This is a genomic window from Massilia sp. Masssp93 (assembly GCF_059491295.1).
In genome coordinates, this window is sequence record NZ_CP168502.1 from 2,683,817 (window position 1) to 2,700,660 (window position 16,844).

Sequence of the window (16,844 nt, forward strand, 5' to 3'; positions counted from 1 at the left end):
GCCGGGTTTTCCGCTATCATTCTTGCATGTCCTCGTCTTCCCAATCCAACGCGCCCGCCGAGCCGGCCGCGCCGCAGCCGACGCCGCCCTCCACGCCGTCGACCCGCGTCCTGCGCCAGTTCCGCGTCGTCTTCAATTCCGTCAAAACCCATTTCCGCCAGGTCGAGCGCGAGGCCGGCGTCGGCGGCGCCCAGTTGTGGGCGCTGTCCGTCATCGACCGGCGGCCGGGCATCGGCGTGACCGAGCTCGCGCGCGAGCTGGACATCCACCAGTCGACCGCCAGCAACCTGATCAAGAGCCTCGTCGAACGCCGCCTCGTGGCGACGAGCCGCGAAGGCACCGATCGCCGCAGCGTGTCCCTGCGCATCCAGCCGGGCGGCGCGGAGGTGTTGCGCAGCGCTCCCCTGCCCTTTGCCGGCGTGCTGCCGGACGCGCTGTCCGCGCTGGACGCGGCCACGCTGGAACGCCTGGAACAAGACCTCACCAAATTGATCGCTTTGCTCGAAGCGGACGAAGCCAGCGGCAACGTGCTGCTGTCCCAGATGTAATTCCCGCGCGTGCCGCGCACTGCCGCGGCGCCGCTCTCCTCGAATGATACCTGCCTGGGCCGGCGCCGCGGCGCCGCGTGGACGGCGCATGCCCGTGGCGACGGCGCACCGCGCGTGGGCTGTTGTCCGGACGTTCATGGGGGTGACATCGTAAAAAATGCTCCCGGCGAACCGGGAGCACAAGAGATACAAGGTATCCTCATCGCTGATCGCGAAGGCCGCGGAAGCTGCCCCGCTCACGCGTCCATTGTCACACAAACGGTGTATTCAGGGCAATCACTTTTGTAGCAATATAGTTCCTGCGGCTCACACTTGCGGCACGGCGCACGTGGAGTGGCGCCCTTTCACCGTGCAGGTATTGCGCGCCTTGCCGTCGCGGTCGTGCACGACGACGTGCCAGGTGTCCGGGCCGGTCCGCTCCATCGTCATGAAGCCGAAGCCGTCGATCCACGAACTCATCGCCTCGATCGCCGCGCCCGGCGCCGGCGACTGGCCGGCCGGCGCGGTCCTGGGCAGCGGCACGATGTCTTCCGCCGTGCCGGCGAAGCCCGCCACGAACTGGGTCGGGTGGTCGGACGCGAAACTGGTCTGCTCCCACAGGTGCACGTGGCCGGACAACAGCATGGCGACGGACGCCGGCAGCAGGCGCGCGTCGAGCGCGCCGAAGACCTGCGTCAGGCCGGCGTCGCCGCCGAACAGCGTGACGGCGCCCGTACGCGCGTCGCGGTTGGCGCCGAACGCGTACAACGGATGGTGGTCGACGGCGATGTTGTAGGGTTGGCGGTGCGCGAGCCGGTCGACCTTGCGCCACGTGTCGGCGTAGCGCGCGATGCGCACGTCGCCCGGCTTGAAACCGTGCCAGTCCGTGTTCGCGCTGTCGAACACGATCAGCTGGCTGCCTTCGCCCAGCGGCACGGCGTACGGGTCGGTGTAGTCCGCGCGTTCGTCGGCGGCCGGGTCGTCGCAGTTCGCGGCCGGATCGTAGCGGTGCGGATCGAGGAAGCGCCACCAGCCCTGCCCGCCGCGCGCGCACGTCTCGTGGTTGCCGCGCGCGAGCACCCACGGCGCCGCTGCGAGCAAGGCCCGGCCGGGCGCGAAGAAGTCGGCATTCCACGCGTCCCAGCCATAACCGTAAGGACTCCCGGCGCAGCCCGCACGGTTCGCCGGGCACGGGTCTTCGCGATAGTGATAGTCGCCCACGTGCACGACGAGGTCCGGCTTCCAGGCGGCCGCGCTGGCCGCCACGCGGGCGAACGGGTACGCCTCCGGGTCGTTACAGTCCTGGAATTCGCGGCCCTTCAGGCGGCAGCCCGTGTCGCCGATCACGACGATACGTTCGATGTCCGCCTGCGGCAGCGGCAGCGCCTGTCCCGCGACGTCGACGTGCGTGCTGCCGGCGGGGATCGCAGTCTCGCACGACAACACGGGGTTCGAGCCGGCTTCCGGATGAAAGCCGGCACTGTGGCCCTTTCCGCGCAGGGGGATCGCGCCGAATGGCGCCCGCACGGCCATCGCCAGCGTGCGGCCGTCGATGGTGATCGACGGACAGGCCGGCGCGGTGGTAATGGCGCGGGCGATCGGCGCCCCGCCCTCGCCCAGCACGACGAAGGCGGCGGCGGGCGGACGTTGCGCACCGAGGCCGGCACAGCCGGCCAGCAGGACCGTCGCCGCGAGCGCGCCGGCGCGGGACCGCAGGTGCGGAGGAATCATGGGGGCTCCGGGCAAAACCGGCAATCTACCATACGGATCGTCACGGGAGGAACCGGTGTTGGTTCCGCGCGGTAGCGTACGCCGGCTTTCGTCCCCGCATTGGTGGCGGCCACATGGTCCGGATGTCCGATCGACCACGGGCCGGACGTCGTATCATCGTTGCTTGTCCTGAATATATAACGTACACTCGCAATCACATTCCATCCACCGCGGGGACCGTACATGAAACCGGCGGAGCGCGCGGCGCCTGATGTTATCGATAACGATGCAGACGTGCCCCAACACTTGAGGAGACAACATGAAAGAGGAGACAACATGAAACGACGCCAGGTCCTGGCCGGGCTGGCCGCCACCGTGCCAGCCCTTGCTGCACCCGCCCTGTTGCCGCGACAAGCGCTGGCGGCAGGCGCCGCCGCGCCCGCGGGGCTCGAGCCGATGGCCGCCGGTCCCTTCGCGCCCAACTGGGATTCGCTGGCGACGTACGAGACGCCGGAGTGGTTCAGGAACGCGAAGTTCGGCCTATGGGCCCATTGGGGGCCGCAGTGCGAGCCCGAGTACGGCGACTGGTACGCGCGCTATATGTACGTGGAAGGCAGCAACGCCTACCGCTTCCACGTCCAGAAATACGGTCATCCGTCGAAGACCGGCTTCAAGGACGTGATCCGGCAGTGGCAGGCCGCGGAATGGAATCCGGACAGCCTGCTCGCCCTGTACCGCACGGCCGGTGCGCGCTACTTCGTCGCGCTCGCCAACCACCACGACAACTTCGACCTGTACGACAGCCGTTTCCAGCCCAACTGGAACGCGACGCGGATCGGGCCCAGGAAAGATCTCATCGGCGGCTGGGCGCGGGCCGCGCGCGCGAACGGCCTGCGCTTCGGCGTCAGCATGCACGCGAGCCATGCGTGGACCTGGTACGAGGTCGCCCAGGGCGCGGACAAGACAGGGCCGTACGCCGGCATTCCCTACGATGGGGTGCGCACGCGCGCGGATGGCAAGGGCGCCTGGTGGGAAGGACTCGACCCGCAGGAGCTGTACGCCCAGCGGCATCCCCTGAGCCGGAAATGGGATGGCACGCCGGCGCACGGCGTGGCGCAGTGGAACTGGGGCGGCGGCGCCGCGCTGCCGTCGCGGCAGTACATCGAGACCTTCCACAACCGCGTGCTGGACCTGATCGGCAAGTACGATCCCGACCTCATCTACTTCGACGACGACGACCTGCCCTTCTGGCCCGTCAGCGACGCCGGCCTGCGCATCGCCGCGCACATGTACAACCGCAGCATCGCGACGCGGGGTGGGCTCGACACCGTCATCACCGGCAAGATGCTGCAAGGACAGCAGCGCCGCTCGCTCGTCCTGGACATCGAGCGCGGCCAGAGCGCTGCCATCGACCCGCTGCCGTGGCAGACGTGCACCTGCATCGGCGGCTGGCATTACGCCCGCGGGATCTACGACCGGCACGGCTACAAGAGCGCGCAGACGGTGGTGCACATGCTGATCGACATCGTCAGCAAGAACGGCAACCTGCTCCTCAGTGTACCGGTGCGCGGCAACGGGACGATCGACGAGCAGGAGCAGGCGATCGTCGAGGAGATCGGCCGCTGGATGGCCCGGTACGGCGAGGGCATCTACGACACGCGTCCGTGGGCCGTGTTCGGCGAAGGTCCCGGCATGGCGGCGGCGCCGCTGACCGCCCAGGGGTTCAACGAAGGCAAGGGCGCGCCGCTGACGGCCGCCGACGTCCGCTTCACGGCAAAGGGCGACACGGTCTACGCCTTCGTCATGGGCTGGCCGGCCGGACGCGAGATCACGATCGCGGCGCTGGGCACGGCGAGCGGCCACCTCGAGAAGCCCGTCGCCAGGGTCGAATTCGTCGGGGCCGGGCAGGCGCTCGCGTTCACGCAGGCCGCCGACGGCCTGCGGGTCACACTGCCGCCCGCGGCGCCCGCCCTGCCCTATGCGTTCGCGCTGAAGGTGCTGGTGTGACGCGGATTATTTGACGCGCTGCTTTTCCAGCTTGCGCGCCAGCGTGCGCCGGTGCATGCCGAGCCGGCGCGCCGCTTCCGAAATATTGAAATCGGTCTCGGCGAGCACGGCGTGGATGCGTTCCCACTCCAGCGTCTTGATCGACGTGGAGCGGTTCGTCAGTTCCAGCTCGGTGTTGCCGGCGACGTGGCCGAACGCGGCTTCGATGTCGTCCGTGTTCGACGGCTTCGCGAGGTATTGGCAGGCGCCGAGCTTGATCGCCTCGACCGCCGTGCCGATGCTGGCGAAGCCCGTCAGCACGACGATCTGCATGTCCGGGTCGTGCGCGTGGAGCATCTGCACGCAGGCCAGGCCCGAGCTGTTCCCCTTGAGTTTCAGGTCGACGACGGCATAGTTGGGCGAGTGTTCCTGCAGCAGTTCCTGCGCCTCCTCGAGGCCGGGCGCCTGCAGCACCTGGTAGCCGCGCCGTTCGAACGAGCGGCCGAGCGTGCGGGCGAACGCGTCGTCGTCCTCGATGATCAGCAGGAGGCGCTCGTCGTCGCGTTCATCGTCGCGTTCGTCGGCTGCGTTGTCGTCTTCAATGGGCATGTAGGGGTTCCTTGTCGAGCGCGATCGCGGACAGCGGCAAGGTCAGCGTGACGGCGGCGCCGCCTTCCGGCCGGTTGACGGCATGCACCGTCCCGCCCAGCGTGCGGGCCACGTTCACGACGAGGAACAGGCCCAGGCCGCCGCCGGGTCTGCCCTTGCTGGACTGGTACGGTTTGCCGAACTGCGCCAGCATCGCGGGCGCGAAGCCGGGGCCGCGATCGAGCACGGTCAATACGAGGGTGCCGTCGGCCACGCCCGCCTCCACGCCGATCCAGTCGGGCGAGGCTTCCAGCGCGTTGTCCAGCACGTTGTCGATCATCTGTTTGAGCGCGGAGTCGAAGGCCACCGGCAGGTCGTGTTCGATGCGATTGCGGTAGTCGACGTCGCGCACGGGCCGGCTGTGCTGCCACTCCTCGACGAGCTTGTCGAGGAAGCCGCGGATCGTCGTGCGCGCGGCGGATTCCCCGCGCGCCTCGCCGGCCGACAGCAAGATGCCGCTGACGATGGACTTGCAGCGCTTGAGCTGCGTCTCCATTTCCGTGATCTCTTCCAGCAGGTCGGGATTGGCCTTGAACTCGCGCATGCGCTTCCAGTCGCCCAGGATCACGGACAGCGTCGCGAGCGGCGTGCCCAGTTCGTGCGCGGCGCCCGACGCGAGCAGGCCCATGCGGACGATGTGTTCTTCCTCGGCCGCGCGCTGGCGCAGGTCCGCGAGCTGGGCCGCCTTGCCCTTCAAGGTGTTCGTGATGCGCGAGATGAACACGACGAGCAGCGCCGCGTTCAGCGTGAAGCAGATCAGCATGCCCTGCACGTACAGGCTCGAGATGCCGCGCGCGTGGTCGAACGGCAGCGCGAGCGGCTTGGCGAACACGGACAGGCCCGCGAGGCACGCCAGCGTGATGGCGACGATGGTCCACGTGGACCACGCTTCCAGCAGCACGGCCGACAGGATCACCTGCAGCAGGTACAGGAAGGCGAACGGGTTCGTCGTCCCGCCCGCGAGGTACAGCTGCATCGTGAGGCTGGCCACGTCGACGAGCAGCGCGAGAAACAGCTCGCTGTTGGTGACGGGCCGGTGTTCGTGCCAGCGCAGGTGGCTGGCGACGTTGAAGGCGATCAGGCAGGCCAGCACTTCGAGCATCTGCACGAGCGGCAGGCGCACGTCGAACACGAGGATCGCGCCGGCGATGGTCGTGACCTGGCCGATGACCGCGATCCAGCGCAGCTCGATCAGCTGCAGCATGTTCTTGTGGCCGGCCACGTATTCGACGTCGGCGGCGGATTCCGTGCGCTCGCGCTGCGCGGCAGCGACGGCGGCCGCCTTGTCGGCGCCCCGTTCGAATACCCGCTTCAGCAGGTCAGTCGTGTCGTTCATCATCGTCGTCGTCGTCGTAGCCCTGGCCACGGCCGCGCGCCACCCACCACAAGGCGCCGGCGACCATCAAGGCCAGAGCATACCAAGTGATCGCGTACACGAGGTGGCTGTTCGGAAAATTCACGACGGTGAGACCGCCGGCCGGCTGGTCGGGACTGCCGGCCGGATTCTGGTGCGCGCCCGCGTCGACGAAGAACGGCGCGACGGGCCCTGCGGCGCCGAGGCCGCGCGCGGCGGCGATCGCGGCCACGTCGCGCGTGTACCAGCGGTTCGCGCCCGGGTCGTTCGTGCGCGTGAACACACCGTTGCGCTCGCTCGTGCGCAGCAGGCCGGTGACGTCGACCGCGGGACCGGCCGCCGCGGCGCACGGGTTGCCGCTCGCGCGCTCGGGCGCGTAACGCGTGCGCGCACCGAGTTCGGCGGGAATGAAGCCGCGGTTGACGAGGATGGTCGAGCCGTCCGTCGTGCACATCGGCGTGAGCAGCCAGTAGCCGCTGCCCTCTTCGGTGAGGGCCTGGACGGGGGTGGTGAGATCGTAGAGATAAGTACCGCGCAGGATGACGCGGCGGTACTCGTCGGATGCGGGGGTGATGCCGGCCCAGCGCGCGCGCGGTGGCGGCGGCGCCGGGGCGGCGTGCACGCGTGCGTTCACGCGTGCGATGAGGTCCAGTTTCCATTGCAGGCGAACCACCTGCCAGGTGCCCAGACCGGCAAAGAGGACGATCAGCAGCAGCCCGACGGCCGCCAGGAGCAGGGAGACACCCCGGCGCCGGGCAGGTACTGCACTGCGCGGCGCCGCTGCGCGATCGTCTCCCGCCATTACTGCATGTCGTGCATGCCGTGTACCGAACCGCCGTCGTTGCCCATGTTGGGCATCATGTTGGCGTTCATGTGGTACATGACCCAGATCGAGCCGGACAGCACGATGAACAGCAGGATGATGGTCAACAGCATGGCCATCATGTTCCAGCCGCCTTCCGACTTCGAGTTCATGTGCAGGAAGTACACCATGTGCACGACGAACTGCACGGCCGCGAAGCCGATGATCAGGGCCTTGGTCGCGCCGGGTGCGACCTGGTGGGTCATCACCAGCCAGAACGGGATCGCCGTCAGGATCACGGACAGGATGAAGCCGATCGAGTAATCCTTCATACTGCCGTGCGCATGCAGGTGATCGTCGTCGTGGTGGCCGTGGCCATGGTCGTCATGGCCGTGGGCGTGGGCGTGATGCAGGTCGCTCATGGCAGGACTCCCATCAGGTAGACAAAGGTGAACACGCCGATCCAGACGACGTCCAGGAAGTGCCAGAACATCGACAGGCAGGCGAGGCGGCGGTAGTTGGCGGCGGTGATGCCGTGCTTACCGAGCTGGAACATCAGCGTGACGAGCCACACGATACCGAAGGTCACGTGCAGGCCGTGCGTCCCGACCAGCGAGAAGAACGAGGTCAGGAAGCCCGAGCGCCACGGGCCGTTGCCTTCGTGGATCAGGTGCGCGAATTCCTGCAGTTCCAGGAACAGGAAGCAGGCGCCCAGGATGCCGGTGACGAGCAGCCAGACCTGGGTGCCCTTCACGTTCTTCTTCTGCGCGGCCAGCATGGCGAAGCCGTACGTGATCGACGAGACCAGCAGGAACGCCGTGTTCAGCGCCACGGTCGGCAGTTCGAAGATCTCGGCGCCGGACGGGCCGCCCGCGTAGTTGCGGCCCAGGACTGCATAGGCGGCGAACAGGCAGGCGAAGATGAGGCAGTCGCTCATCAGGTAGATCCAGAAACCGAGCAGCGTGCCGTTTTCCGGATGGTGCTCGCGCACATAGAAGCGCGAGCTCGGGTCGGCGCTCGCGGCGCCGGCGTGGGTTGCGTTAATTTCAGACATGGGCTTCCAGCAAACGGGTGCGCTCTTCTTCGGTGCGGGTCACTTCGTCCGCCGGGATGTAGAAGTCGCGTTTGTAATCGAACGTGTGGTAGATGGCGACGGCGATCATGCCGAAGAACGTCACGCCGACCAGCAGCCACATGTGCCAGATGATGCCGAACGCCATCAGGAACGCGAAGGCCGGGATCACGGGGCCGGCCCACGTGTTCTTCGGCATGTGGATGGCGATGAAGTCGTTCAGCGGACGCTGGTAGCCGTGCTTCTTCATGTCGGCCCAGGCGTCGTTGTCATGCACGACCGGGGTGAACGCGAAGTTGTAGTCAGGCGGCGGCGACGAGGTCGACCACTCCAGGGTGCGCGCATTCCACGGGTCGCCGGTCACGTCGGCCAGCTTCTTGCGGTTCATGATCGACACGGCGATCTGCACCAGCAGGCAGGCGATGCCGGCGGCGATCATCAGGGTACCGGCCAGCGAGATGCGGAACAGCCATTGGATCGACATGTCGTCGAAGTGGCTCACGCGGCGGGTCACGCCCATGAAGCCCAGGATGTACGGCGGGGTGAACGCGACCCAGAAACCGATCGACCACAGCCAGAACGAGGCCAGGCCCCATTTACGATCGAGCTTGAAGCCGAACATCTTCGGCCACCAGAAGTTCACGCCGGCGAACAGGCCGAACAGCACGCCGCCGATGATGACGTTGTGGAAGTGGGCGATCAGGAACAGCGAGTTGTGCAGCACGAAGTCGGCCGACGGGACCGCCAGCATCACGCCGGTCATGCCGCCGATGGTGAAGGTGATCATGAACGACACGGTCCACATCATCGGCAGTTCATAGCGGATGCGGCCCTTGTACATGGTGAACAGCCAGTTGAAGATCTTGGCGCCGGTCGGGATCGAGATAATCATCGTCGTGATGCCGAAGAACGAGTTCACGCTCGCGCCCGAACCCATCGTGAAGAAGTGGTGCAGCCACACGAGGTACGACAGGACCATGATCACGACGGTCGCATAGACCATCGACGAGTAGCCGAACAGGCGCTTGTTGCAGAACGTCGCGACGACTTCCGAGTAGATGCCGAACGCCGGCAGGATCAGGATGTAGACCTCGGGGTGGCCCCAGATCCAGATCAGGTTCACGTACATCATGGCGTTGCCGCCCAGTTCGTTCGTGAAGAAGTGCGTGTCGAACAGGCGGTCGAGGCCCAGCATGGCCAGGGTGACGGTCAGGATCGGGAAGGCCATCACGATCAGGATGTTGGTGCACAGGGCGGTCCAGGTGAACACCGGCATCTTCATCAGGTCCATGCCCGGGGCGCGCATCTTGATGATGGTGACGACCAGGTTCACGCCTGACAGCAGGGTGCCGACACCGGCCACCTGCAATGACCAGATGTAGTAGTCCACGCCGACGTCCGGGCTCGCCAGGATGCCGGACAGCGGCGGATACGCCAGCCAGCCGGTACGGGCGAATTCACCGACGAACAGCGACGCCATCACGAGGATCGCGCCGGCCGTCGTCATCCAGAACGAGAAGTTGTTCAGGAACGGGAAGGCCACGTCGCGCGCGCCGATCTGCAGGGGCACGACGTAGTTCATCAGGCCCGTCACGAACGGCATCGCCACGAAGAAGATCATGATCACGCCGTGGGCGGTGAAGACCTGGTCGTAGTGGTGCGGCGGCAGGAAGCCGTGCGAATCGCCGAACGAGAACGCCTGCTGGGCGCGCATCATCAGCGCATCGGCAAAGCCGCGCAGGAACATCACGAGGCCCAGCACCATGTACATGATGCCGATCTTCTTGTGGTCGATACTGGTGAACCACTCGTTCCAGAGGTAGCCCCACAGCTTGAGTTTGGTGAGTACGCCCAGCAGGACGATCCCGCCCAGCAGGACGCCGATGAATGTCGCGATCAGGATCGGCTCGTGGTAGGGAATCGCTTCCCAGCTGAGCCGACCGAAGATCAACTTCGCTAAGTCAAATTGCTCGTGCATGATTACTTCTTCTTCACAGGATCATTGGGCGTGGTGCAGACCGCGCCATTGGCCTGGGCCAGGCGGGTCGCTGCCGCTGTTTGTGGCATGTTACGCATAGCCATTTCGCGGGCTTTCTTGGCATCGTCGTTCATCATCTTGTCCATGCAGACGGCGCCGTCGGCGACGCAGCGGTTCAGGACGCGATAGAACAGGTCGTTGTCGACGGCCGCGTAACGGTGCACCGGCTCCTTGATGCTCGGCTTTTCGAGCGTCAGGTAGTTGACACGGTCGAGGTTGCCGCCGCCGGACTTGATCGACTGGACCCAGCCGTCGAAGTCGCCCTGGGCCACGCCGCGGTAGGAGAAGCGCATGTCCGAATAGCCGGCGCCGCTGTAGTTGGCCGAGAAGCCTTCCGACTGGACCGGATGGTTCTGGACGGCGTTCAGCGCCGTTTCCATGCCCGGCATCGCGTAGATCATGCCCGCCAGTTCCGGCACGTAGAACGCATTCATGACCGACGTCGCGCTGATCTTGAAGCGGACCGGCACGTCGACCGGCACCACCAGCTCGTTGACGGTGGCGATGCCCTGCTCCGGATAGATGAACAGCCATTTCCAGTCCATCGCCACGGCCTCGACGATCAGCGGCTTGGCCGACGCGGGAATCGGGCGGCCTTCGGCGACGCGGTCCAGCGGACGGTACGGGTCGAGCTTGTGCGTGGAGATCCAGGTCACGAGGCCCAGGACGATGATGATCAGCAGGGGCGCGCCCCAGATGACCAGTTCCAGCTTGGTCGAGTGGTCCCAGTCCGGCTCGTAGGCCGCGTCGGTATTGCTCGCGCGGTATTTGCGGGCGAACCAGACGATCAGGAACAGCACGGGAACGATAATCAGCAACATCAGGATCACGGACACCGTGATCAAGTGCGCCTCTTGCTTGGCGATGTCACCGGAAGGGTTCATCACCACCGTGTTGCAGCCGGCGAGCAGCGCGAACAGTGGGGAGAGGAACACTCCGCGACGGAGGGTCTTTGGAATCATGCTTGTGTTTTACGTTACATGGGAAAAATAACATGCTAATGTAACGCCAACGGCGTGCGTTTGGCGATTGGACGTTTTGTCCTACCCTTTTCCGTATTGCAGCATTTCAGAGGGTCCAGAGGCCGTCGGCTGATAAGGAGACGAAGACATGCAAGGCACCCATAATACTTACGGCGACGTAGGCGCCGCTCCCGTCACAGCACCCCACTCCGGGGCCCGGAACATCAACACCCGCGACACGAAAATCGCGCCGGGTGAGATCGCGGTCGGCGTCGTCATCGGCCGCGCTTCCGAATACTTCGACTTCTTCGTCTATGCGATCGCTTCGGTGCTCGTGTTCCCCGCCGTGTTCTTCCCGTTCGCCGACCGGCTGGAGGGCACGCTATATTCCTTCGCCATCTTCGCGCTGGCGTACGTGGCGCGTCCGATCGCCTCACTTGTCTTCATGGCAATCCAGCGCGCCTATAGCCGCGAGATCAAGCTGACCATCGCCCTGTTCCTGATGGGCTCGGCAACAGTCGCCATCTCCATGCTGCCCACGTATTCCCGCTGGGGCGAGTGGTCCATCATCGCCCTCGCGATCCTGCGCATCGGCCAGGGCGTCGCCCAGGGCGGGTCGTGGGACGGGCTGCCGTCGCTGCTGGCCCTCAACGCTCCCGAGAACAAGCGTGGATGGTACGCCATGTTGGGACAACTTGGCGCACCGACGGGATTCATCATCGCGGCGGGGTTGTTTTCCTATCTGATGGCCCAGTTGTCGCAGGACGATTTCCTGGTGTGGGGCTGGCGTTATCCGTTCTACGTCGCCTTCGCGATCAACGTCGTCGCGCTGTTCGCCCGCCTCCGCCTCGTCTCGACGCCGGACTATACCCACCTGCTCGACGAGCATGAACTGGACCCGGCCCCGGCCCGCGAAGTGATCGGCAACCAGGGCACGAACATCGTCATCGGCGCCCTCGCCGCGCTGTGCAGCTATGCGCTGTTCCACCTCGTGACCGTGTTCCCGCTGTCCTGGATCCAGCTGTACGACACCCGCTCGATGGCCGATTTCCTGCAGGTGCAGATCATGGGCGCGGGCCTGGGCATCGTCGGCGTGCTGGCGTCGGGCCTCATCGCCGACAAGTTCGGCCGCCGCAACACGCTGGGCACGCTGGCCGCGCTGATCGCCCTGTTCTCCGGCTTCATCCCCACGCTGATGGATGGCGGCGTGACGGGCCAGAACACGTTCATCCTCGTCGGCTTCCTGCTGCTGGGCCTCTCGTACGGCCAGGCCGCCGGCGCCGTGACGTCGAACTTCCTGCCGCAGTACCGCTACACGGGCGCCGCCCTCACCTCCGACCTCGCCTGGCTCGTGGGCGCCGCGTTCGCCCCGCTCGTCGCGCTGGGCCTCGCCGCCAACTTCGGGCTCGGCTACGTCAGCCTGTACCTGCTGTCCGGCGCCGTCGGCTCGCTGGCCGCGCTGAGCCTCAACCGGGCCCTGGAGATCCGCGACTGAGCCTCTGTTCAATCGCAAAGCGCATGCCCCGGTCGCGCCGGGGCATTTTTTTTGCGCGCGCGGGCGCTGGGGATATACTGGTCTCCGACCGATAACCGGCAACGGGGCCACGGAGGAGCGATGCCGAGAAGGACGACGTTCGGCCTGACCCTCCTTGCCGCGGCGCTGGCGGCCGGCGGTCCGCCCTGGCTCGCGCTGCAGGAAGCGCGCCGGCAGGCCTACGAAGGGGAAGCCGGGCTCGCCATGAACTATGCACGCGACGTGCTGCACCGGTCGGACGAGACGTCGCGCCAGGCATTGGAGGCGATCGCGCTGCTCGAACGCACGGGCCTGGCGTCGTGCACGGCGGCCGCCCGCGCCAGGATGCGCGAGATCGACCTGACGTCGAGCTACATCCAGGCGATCGGGCACCTGAGCGGCGACACGATCGAATGCTCCTCGCAGGGCGGTCCGCCGGTCCCGCTCGGCGACCCGTCGTTCCGCAGCTCGCGCGGGATCGCCCTGTACGACGTCGTGCCGCTGGTCGAAGGCGGCCCGAACCCCTTGCTGGGCCTGGCGCGCGACGACGTGATCGTCCTCGTGCACCGCGACCTGCCGCTGGATATCTGGACGGCCGTGCCCGGCGTGTCGCTGGCCATCGTCCACCTGGAGCGCCACCGGTTCACCATGGCGCGCGGGCCGGTCGACCCGGCCTGGCTCGACCGGCTGGGGAACCGCAACGACACGACCTTCATCGCCGGCGGCCGCCTCGTGACCATCGTGCGCTCGCAACGCTACGTGACGATGGCCGCCGTCGCCGCCGTGCCCGTGCGCGCCCTGCAGGAGCGCATCCGTGCCGCCACGCGCCGCCTGATCCCCGCCGGCCTGTTCGGCGGCCTGGCCGCGGCGGCGGCGATCCTGTTGCTGGCGCGCCAGCAGATGTCGATGGCGGCGTCGCTGCGCCACGGGCTGCGCCGCGGCGAATTCTTCCTGCTCTACCAGCCGCTCGTCGACCTGCGCAGCGGCGCGTGCATCGGCGCCGAGGCGCTGCTGCGCTGGCGCCGTCCCGCCGGGGAACTCGTCGGGCCCGACCTGTTCATTCCGGTCGCGGAACAGTCGGGCCTCATCACCCGCGTGACGGCGCGCGTGCTCGACCTCGTCGAACGGGACGCGGGCGAGTTCCTGGCGCGCCACCCCGGCTTCCACATCGGCATCAACCTGTCCCCCGCCGACCTGCACTCGGACGCCATCGTCCGGCGCATCGACGTCCTGCTGGAGCGCACCCGGGCGCGCCCCGCCAGCCTGCTCGTGGAAATCACCGAGCGCGGCTTTCTCCACCTCGACGCCGCCCGTCCCGTCGTGGCGGCCCTGCGCGCTCGCGGCGTCGAAGTGGCGATCGACGATTTCGGCACCGGCTATTCGAGCCTGTCTTACCTGGAGACGCTGGACCTCGACTTCCTCAAGATCGACCGTTCGTTCATCGAGGCGATCGGCACCGGCGCGCCAACGCGCCAGGTCGTCGGCCACATCATGGCGATGGCGCGCACGCTCGACCTGAAAATGATCGCCGAGGGCGTCGAGAGCGAAGCGCAGGCGGATTTCCTGCGCGCGCATGGCGTGCTGTATGCGCAGGGCTGGCTGTTCGGGCGGCCGATGCCGTTCGCCGACGTCGCCCGCATGGCGGCGGACGCCCGCGCGAGCGCCGCGTGAATCAGCCCCGCACCGGGACCCGCATCACCGGCGCAGCAGCGACCACTGCTGGTTGCTGCCGCCGTTGGACGGGTACTGGATGATCTGGGCGCCGTCCGCCGTGCTCTTGTTCTGCACGTCCAGCACCATGCCGGACAGGCGGTTCGCCGCGGTGTAGTAGCCGGACGCCGGGCTGGCGAAACGCCATTGCTGCCCCTGCCCCGCCCAGTAACCCCATTGCGCGATGTTCGTGCCGGCCGTCGTGGAATTGTCGTAGTCGTCCAGGCTCTTCAGGCTGTTCGCGTTGATGACGCTGTAGTAGCCGTCGCCGTGGCCGATTACGTACCACTGCTGCTGGCGCGCGTTCGTGTCCGTCGATTGCTGCACGAGCGCCCCGTCGGCCGTCGACGCGCCGGCCACGCCCATCACCTTGCCGGACAGGCGCGACTTGAACGCATAGACACCGTCGCTGATGCCGCCGCAGCCGGAGAAGTCGGTGAAGTTGCGGGTCAGGACCGGCCAGCCCGAACTGTAGGTCATGCGCTGGATGTCCAGCTTGGGATTGCCGTTGTCGGACAGGTCGTAGTAGTGGGTCGAGACGAAGTGGCAGCCGTCCTGGCGCAGGTCGGCGATGTGGCCGGGGCCCCGGTATTTGCCGTCAGTGACGGGCAGGATCGTGCGGGTGCCGGAATACGGGCCGCGGATGTTCGTCGCCCGCTGCACTTCCACGTAATAGGTGGAGCTGGAACCCTTGCAGCAGCTGCCGCGGTTCACGAACAGGTAGTAATAGCCGCCGTCGCGCGTGATGTACGGCGCTTCGATATCCTTGCCGCCGCCGCCCCAGACCGTCGTCACGCTGCCGGCCAGCTTGCCGGTCGACTGGTCGATCTCCGCCACGCCGATGCCGCCGAAGAACGAGCCGTAGCTCAGGTAGACCTTGCCGTCATGGTCGCGGAACAGCGCGGGGTCGATGGCGTTGATCTCGGCGCTGCCGCCGTACGACTGCACGACGATGCCCAGGTCCTGCCAGCTCGGCGTCTTCAGCGACGCGCTGCGCGCCACGCCGATGGCGGACGACGAGGTGCCGAACGTGGACACCGAGTAGTACATATAATAGTAGCCGTTCATCTGGATCAGGTCGGGCGCCCAGAACGAACCGGAGAAATTCGGAATCTTTTGCGCGATCCAGGACGGATACGTCGAGAACACGGGCCCCGGCCCGCCGGTCCAGGTCTTGAGATCCTTCGACGTCGAATACCAGATGCCGGTGCCCGTCGTGAAATTGAAATACGTGTCGCCGTCCTTCGTGATCGTGCCCGGGTCGTGGGCATTGGTCACGCCCGCCAGGTCGATCGCCCCGGCCGACACGCAGCCGAGGACGAGGCAGCAGGCTGCCAGCAGCTTCTTGAACATGTCATCTCCTGTCTTTTATATATTTATTTCAATGGATGAACCCACCGACCAGCTTAGGCAAAGCGGGGCGGGCTCACCAATGAAATAAAACGTCCGTGCGATTCCGATTTCGGTATCGCACGGCGACAGGAAACGCCGGCGCGCGGGGCGCCGTCAGTGCAGCGGCGGCGAGCCAGGGCTGGGTTGGCCGCCCGGGCTGACGGTCCTGCCGTCGGCGAGGGTCTGGTTGCCCATGCCCAGTTCGGCGCCCGTCGTCGGATCGACATTCGGGTCGGACATGGTGCGCTCGGCCATTTGCTTGAGGATGTCGATGTCCTTGGCCGGCAGCTTGACTTCCGCCTCGCCCGAGCCGCCGTCGACGGCCATCTGCTTGTCGCGGTCGGTGACGAAGTCCCAGTTCTCGCCCTGGTTCCACGCGCCGCGCGCCTCGCCCGCGCCTTGCGACATGTTGTAATAGGTGTTGGCGAAGCGCGGGTCGCCCGGCATTTTGCCCGGAGGGAAATTCGGCGCGATGGCGTACAACGCTTTTTCGAACGACTTCTGGTGCGCGATCTCGCGCGTCATCAGGAAGCCCAGCGCCTCCTTCACGCCCGGATCGTCGGTCAGCGCGATCAGGCGCTCGTAGACGATCTTCGCGCGCGCCTCGGCCGCGATGTTGGAACGGAGGTCGGCCGTCGGCTCGCCGATCGTATCGATGTACGCCGCCGACCACGGCACGCCGGCCGAGTTGACGAGCGCCGGGCCGCCGCCGTACAGCACCTGCGTCACGTGGCTGTCGTTGCCGGCGCCCTGGATCTTGCGATACAGTTCGGCCTCGCCGTCGACGGCTTCCGCCAGCTCGCCCTTGGCGCCCTTGTTCAGCATGGCGACGATGTGGCCGATGATCTCGAGGTGGCTCAGCTCCTCCGTCGCGATGTCGAACAGCATGTCCTTGCGGCCCGCATCGTCCTCGCCGACGGCCTGGGTGAAGTAGCGCATGGCCGCCGCGAGTTCGCCTTGCGGGCCGCCGAACTGTTCGAGCATCAGGTTGGCCAGTCCCGGATTCGGTTCACTGACGCGCACGGTGTACTGCAAGCGCTTGTTGTGTGCAAACATTCCGATTCCTCCAGTGGTGGTTGGGATGACCGCGCGGAACGCGTCCTGCGTCACCGCGCGGCTCGCAGCCATCA

Annotated in this window: 14 protein-coding genes; 4 read left to right on the forward strand and 10 right to left on the reverse strand. The window is 66.7% G+C overall.

The window, feature by feature from the left end; translation table 11 throughout:
- The first annotated feature begins 26 nt into the window (after positions 1–26).
- Positions 27–548, forward strand: a complete 522-nt coding sequence (locus ACEN9Q_RS11135) for a MarR family winged helix-turn-helix transcriptional regulator (protein ID WP_056446924.1) — start codon at positions 27–29, stop codon at positions 546–548.
- Positions 549–854: 306 nt separating this feature from the next.
- Here ACEN9Q_RS11135 and ACEN9Q_RS11140 read toward each other — a convergent pair whose 3' ends face one another.
- The gene (locus ACEN9Q_RS11140) at positions 855–2,258 is read right to left on the reverse strand and encodes a metallophosphoesterase (RefSeq protein WP_495628441.1); all 1,404 of its coding nucleotides are present in this window, start codon (positions 2,256–2,258) and stop codon (positions 855–857) included.
- A 315-nt stretch (positions 2,259–2,573) separates the two neighbouring features.
- Here ACEN9Q_RS11140 and ACEN9Q_RS11145 point away from each other — a divergent pair, with 315 nt between their 5' ends.
- On the forward strand, positions 2,574–4,244 hold the full coding sequence (locus ACEN9Q_RS11145) for an alpha-L-fucosidase (RefSeq protein ID WP_495628442.1): 1,671 nt from the start codon (positions 2,574–2,576) through the stop codon (positions 4,242–4,244).
- A gap of 6 nt (positions 4,245–4,250) precedes the next feature.
- Here the strand turns inward: ACEN9Q_RS11145 and ACEN9Q_RS11150 are convergent, their stop codons facing one another.
- From ACEN9Q_RS11150 to cyoA, 7 genes are read right to left on the reverse strand one after another with little or no spacing between them, the layout of a single operon-like run.
- On the reverse strand, positions 4,251–4,832 hold the full coding sequence (locus ACEN9Q_RS11150) for a response regulator transcription factor (RefSeq protein ID WP_056446931.1): 582 nt from the start codon (positions 4,830–4,832) through the stop codon (positions 4,251–4,253).
- A complete protein-coding gene (locus ACEN9Q_RS11155) occupies positions 4,822–6,207 on the reverse strand; it encodes an ATP-binding protein (protein ID WP_082548214.1) in 1,386 nt (461 codons plus the stop codon). The genes ACEN9Q_RS11150 and ACEN9Q_RS11155 overlap by 11 nt, the downstream gene beginning before the upstream one ends.
- Positions 6,191–7,027: an SURF1 family protein gene (locus ACEN9Q_RS11160; protein ID WP_495628443.1), complete on the reverse strand. Its 837-nt coding sequence runs from the start codon at positions 7,025–7,027 to the stop codon at positions 6,191–6,193. Before ACEN9Q_RS11160 ends, ACEN9Q_RS11155 begins: the two co-directional genes overlap by 17 nt.
- The gene (cyoD, locus tag ACEN9Q_RS11165) at positions 7,027–7,449 is read right to left on the reverse strand and encodes a cytochrome o ubiquinol oxidase subunit IV (protein ID WP_056446934.1); all 423 of its coding nucleotides are present in this window, start codon (positions 7,447–7,449) and stop codon (positions 7,027–7,029) included. The genes ACEN9Q_RS11160 and cyoD overlap by 1 nt, the downstream gene beginning before the upstream one ends.
- Positions 7,446–8,081, reverse strand: a complete 636-nt coding sequence (gene cyoC, locus ACEN9Q_RS11170; RefSeq protein WP_322400460.1) for a cytochrome o ubiquinol oxidase subunit III — start codon at positions 8,079–8,081, stop codon at positions 7,446–7,448. The genes cyoD and cyoC overlap by 4 nt, the downstream gene beginning before the upstream one ends.
- On the reverse strand, positions 8,074–10,077 hold the full coding sequence (gene cyoB / locus ACEN9Q_RS11175) for a cytochrome o ubiquinol oxidase subunit I (RefSeq protein ID WP_495628444.1): 2,004 nt from the start codon (positions 10,075–10,077) through the stop codon (positions 8,074–8,076). The genes cyoC and cyoB overlap by 8 nt, the downstream gene beginning before the upstream one ends.
- 2 nt (positions 10,078–10,079) lie before the next feature.
- Positions 10,080–11,099: a ubiquinol oxidase subunit II gene (gene cyoA, locus ACEN9Q_RS11180; RefSeq protein WP_495628445.1), complete on the reverse strand. Its 1,020-nt coding sequence runs from the start codon at positions 11,097–11,099 to the stop codon at positions 10,080–10,082.
- Between the two features lie 148 nt (positions 11,100–11,247).
- On the opposite strand from cyoA, the gene ACEN9Q_RS11185 reads away from it, so the two are divergent.
- Both ACEN9Q_RS11185 and ACEN9Q_RS11190 read left to right on the forward strand, forming a co-directional pair.
- Positions 11,248–12,594 (forward strand): MFS transporter, encoded by a 1,347-nt coding sequence (locus ACEN9Q_RS11185; RefSeq protein ID WP_056446945.1) that lies wholly within the window; start codon positions 11,248–11,250, stop codon positions 12,592–12,594.
- Positions 12,595–12,714: 120 nt separating this feature from the next.
- Positions 12,715–14,283 (forward strand): EAL domain-containing protein, encoded by a 1,569-nt coding sequence (locus ACEN9Q_RS11190; RefSeq protein ID WP_495628446.1) that lies wholly within the window; start codon positions 12,715–12,717, stop codon positions 14,281–14,283.
- Between the two features lie 24 nt (positions 14,284–14,307).
- Here the strand turns inward: ACEN9Q_RS11190 and ACEN9Q_RS11195 are convergent, their stop codons facing one another.
- Both ACEN9Q_RS11195 and ACEN9Q_RS11200 read right to left on the reverse strand, forming a co-directional pair.
- Positions 14,308–15,675 (reverse strand): family 43 glycosylhydrolase, encoded by a 1,368-nt coding sequence (locus ACEN9Q_RS11195; protein ID WP_495628447.1) that lies wholly within the window; start codon positions 15,673–15,675, stop codon positions 14,308–14,310.
- A gap of 153 nt (positions 15,676–15,828) precedes the next feature.
- Complete coding sequence (locus ACEN9Q_RS11200; protein ID WP_495628448.1) at positions 15,829–16,770, reverse strand: manganese catalase family protein; 942 nt, start codon at positions 16,768–16,770, stop codon at positions 15,829–15,831.
- Between the last annotated feature and the right edge of the window lie 74 nt (positions 16,771–16,844).

Excerpts from the sequence above, each read along its gene's own strand:
- ACEN9Q_RS11135 (WP_056446924.1), top strand. The coding sequence starts at position 27 with ATGTCCTCGTCTTCCCAATCCAACGCGCCCGCCGAGCCGGCCGCGCCG.
- ACEN9Q_RS11140 (WP_495628441.1), bottom strand. The coding sequence starts at position 2,258 with ATGATTCCTCCGCACCTGCGGTCCCGCGCCGGCGCGCTCGCGGCGACG.
- ACEN9Q_RS11145 (WP_495628442.1), top strand. The coding sequence starts at position 2,574 with ATGAAACGACGCCAGGTCCTGGCCGGGCTGGCCGCCACCGTGCCAGCC.
- ACEN9Q_RS11150 (WP_056446931.1), bottom strand. The coding sequence starts at position 4,832 with ATGCCCATTGAAGACGACAACGCAGCCGACGAACGCGACGATGAACGC.
- ACEN9Q_RS11155 (WP_082548214.1), bottom strand. The coding sequence starts at position 6,207 with ATGAACGACACGACTGACCTGCTGAAGCGGGTATTCGAACGGGGCGCC.
- ACEN9Q_RS11160 (WP_495628443.1), bottom strand. The coding sequence starts at position 7,027 with ATGGCGGGAGACGATCGCGCAGCGGCGCCGCGCAGTGCAGTACCTGCC.
- cyoD (WP_056446934.1), bottom strand. The coding sequence starts at position 7,449 with ATGAGCGACCTGCATCACGCCCACGCCCACGGCCATGACGACCATGGC.
- cyoC (WP_322400460.1), bottom strand. The coding sequence starts at position 8,081 with ATGTCTGAAATTAACGCAACCCACGCCGGCGCCGCGAGCGCCGACCCG.
- cyoB (WP_495628444.1), bottom strand. The coding sequence starts at position 10,077 with ATGCACGAGCAATTTGACTTAGCGAAGTTGATCTTCGGTCGGCTCAGC.
- cyoA (WP_495628445.1), bottom strand. The coding sequence starts at position 11,099 with ATGATTCCAAAGACCCTCCGTCGCGGAGTGTTCCTCTCCCCACTGTTC.
- ACEN9Q_RS11185 (WP_056446945.1), top strand. The coding sequence starts at position 11,248 with ATGCAAGGCACCCATAATACTTACGGCGACGTAGGCGCCGCTCCCGTC.
- ACEN9Q_RS11190 (WP_495628446.1), top strand. The coding sequence starts at position 12,715 with ATGCCGAGAAGGACGACGTTCGGCCTGACCCTCCTTGCCGCGGCGCTG.
- ACEN9Q_RS11195 (WP_495628447.1), bottom strand. The coding sequence starts at position 15,675 with ATGTTCAAGAAGCTGCTGGCAGCCTGCTGCCTCGTCCTCGGCTGCGTG.
- ACEN9Q_RS11200 (WP_495628448.1), bottom strand. The coding sequence starts at position 16,770 with ATGTTTGCACACAACAAGCGCTTGCAGTACACCGTGCGCGTCAGTGAA.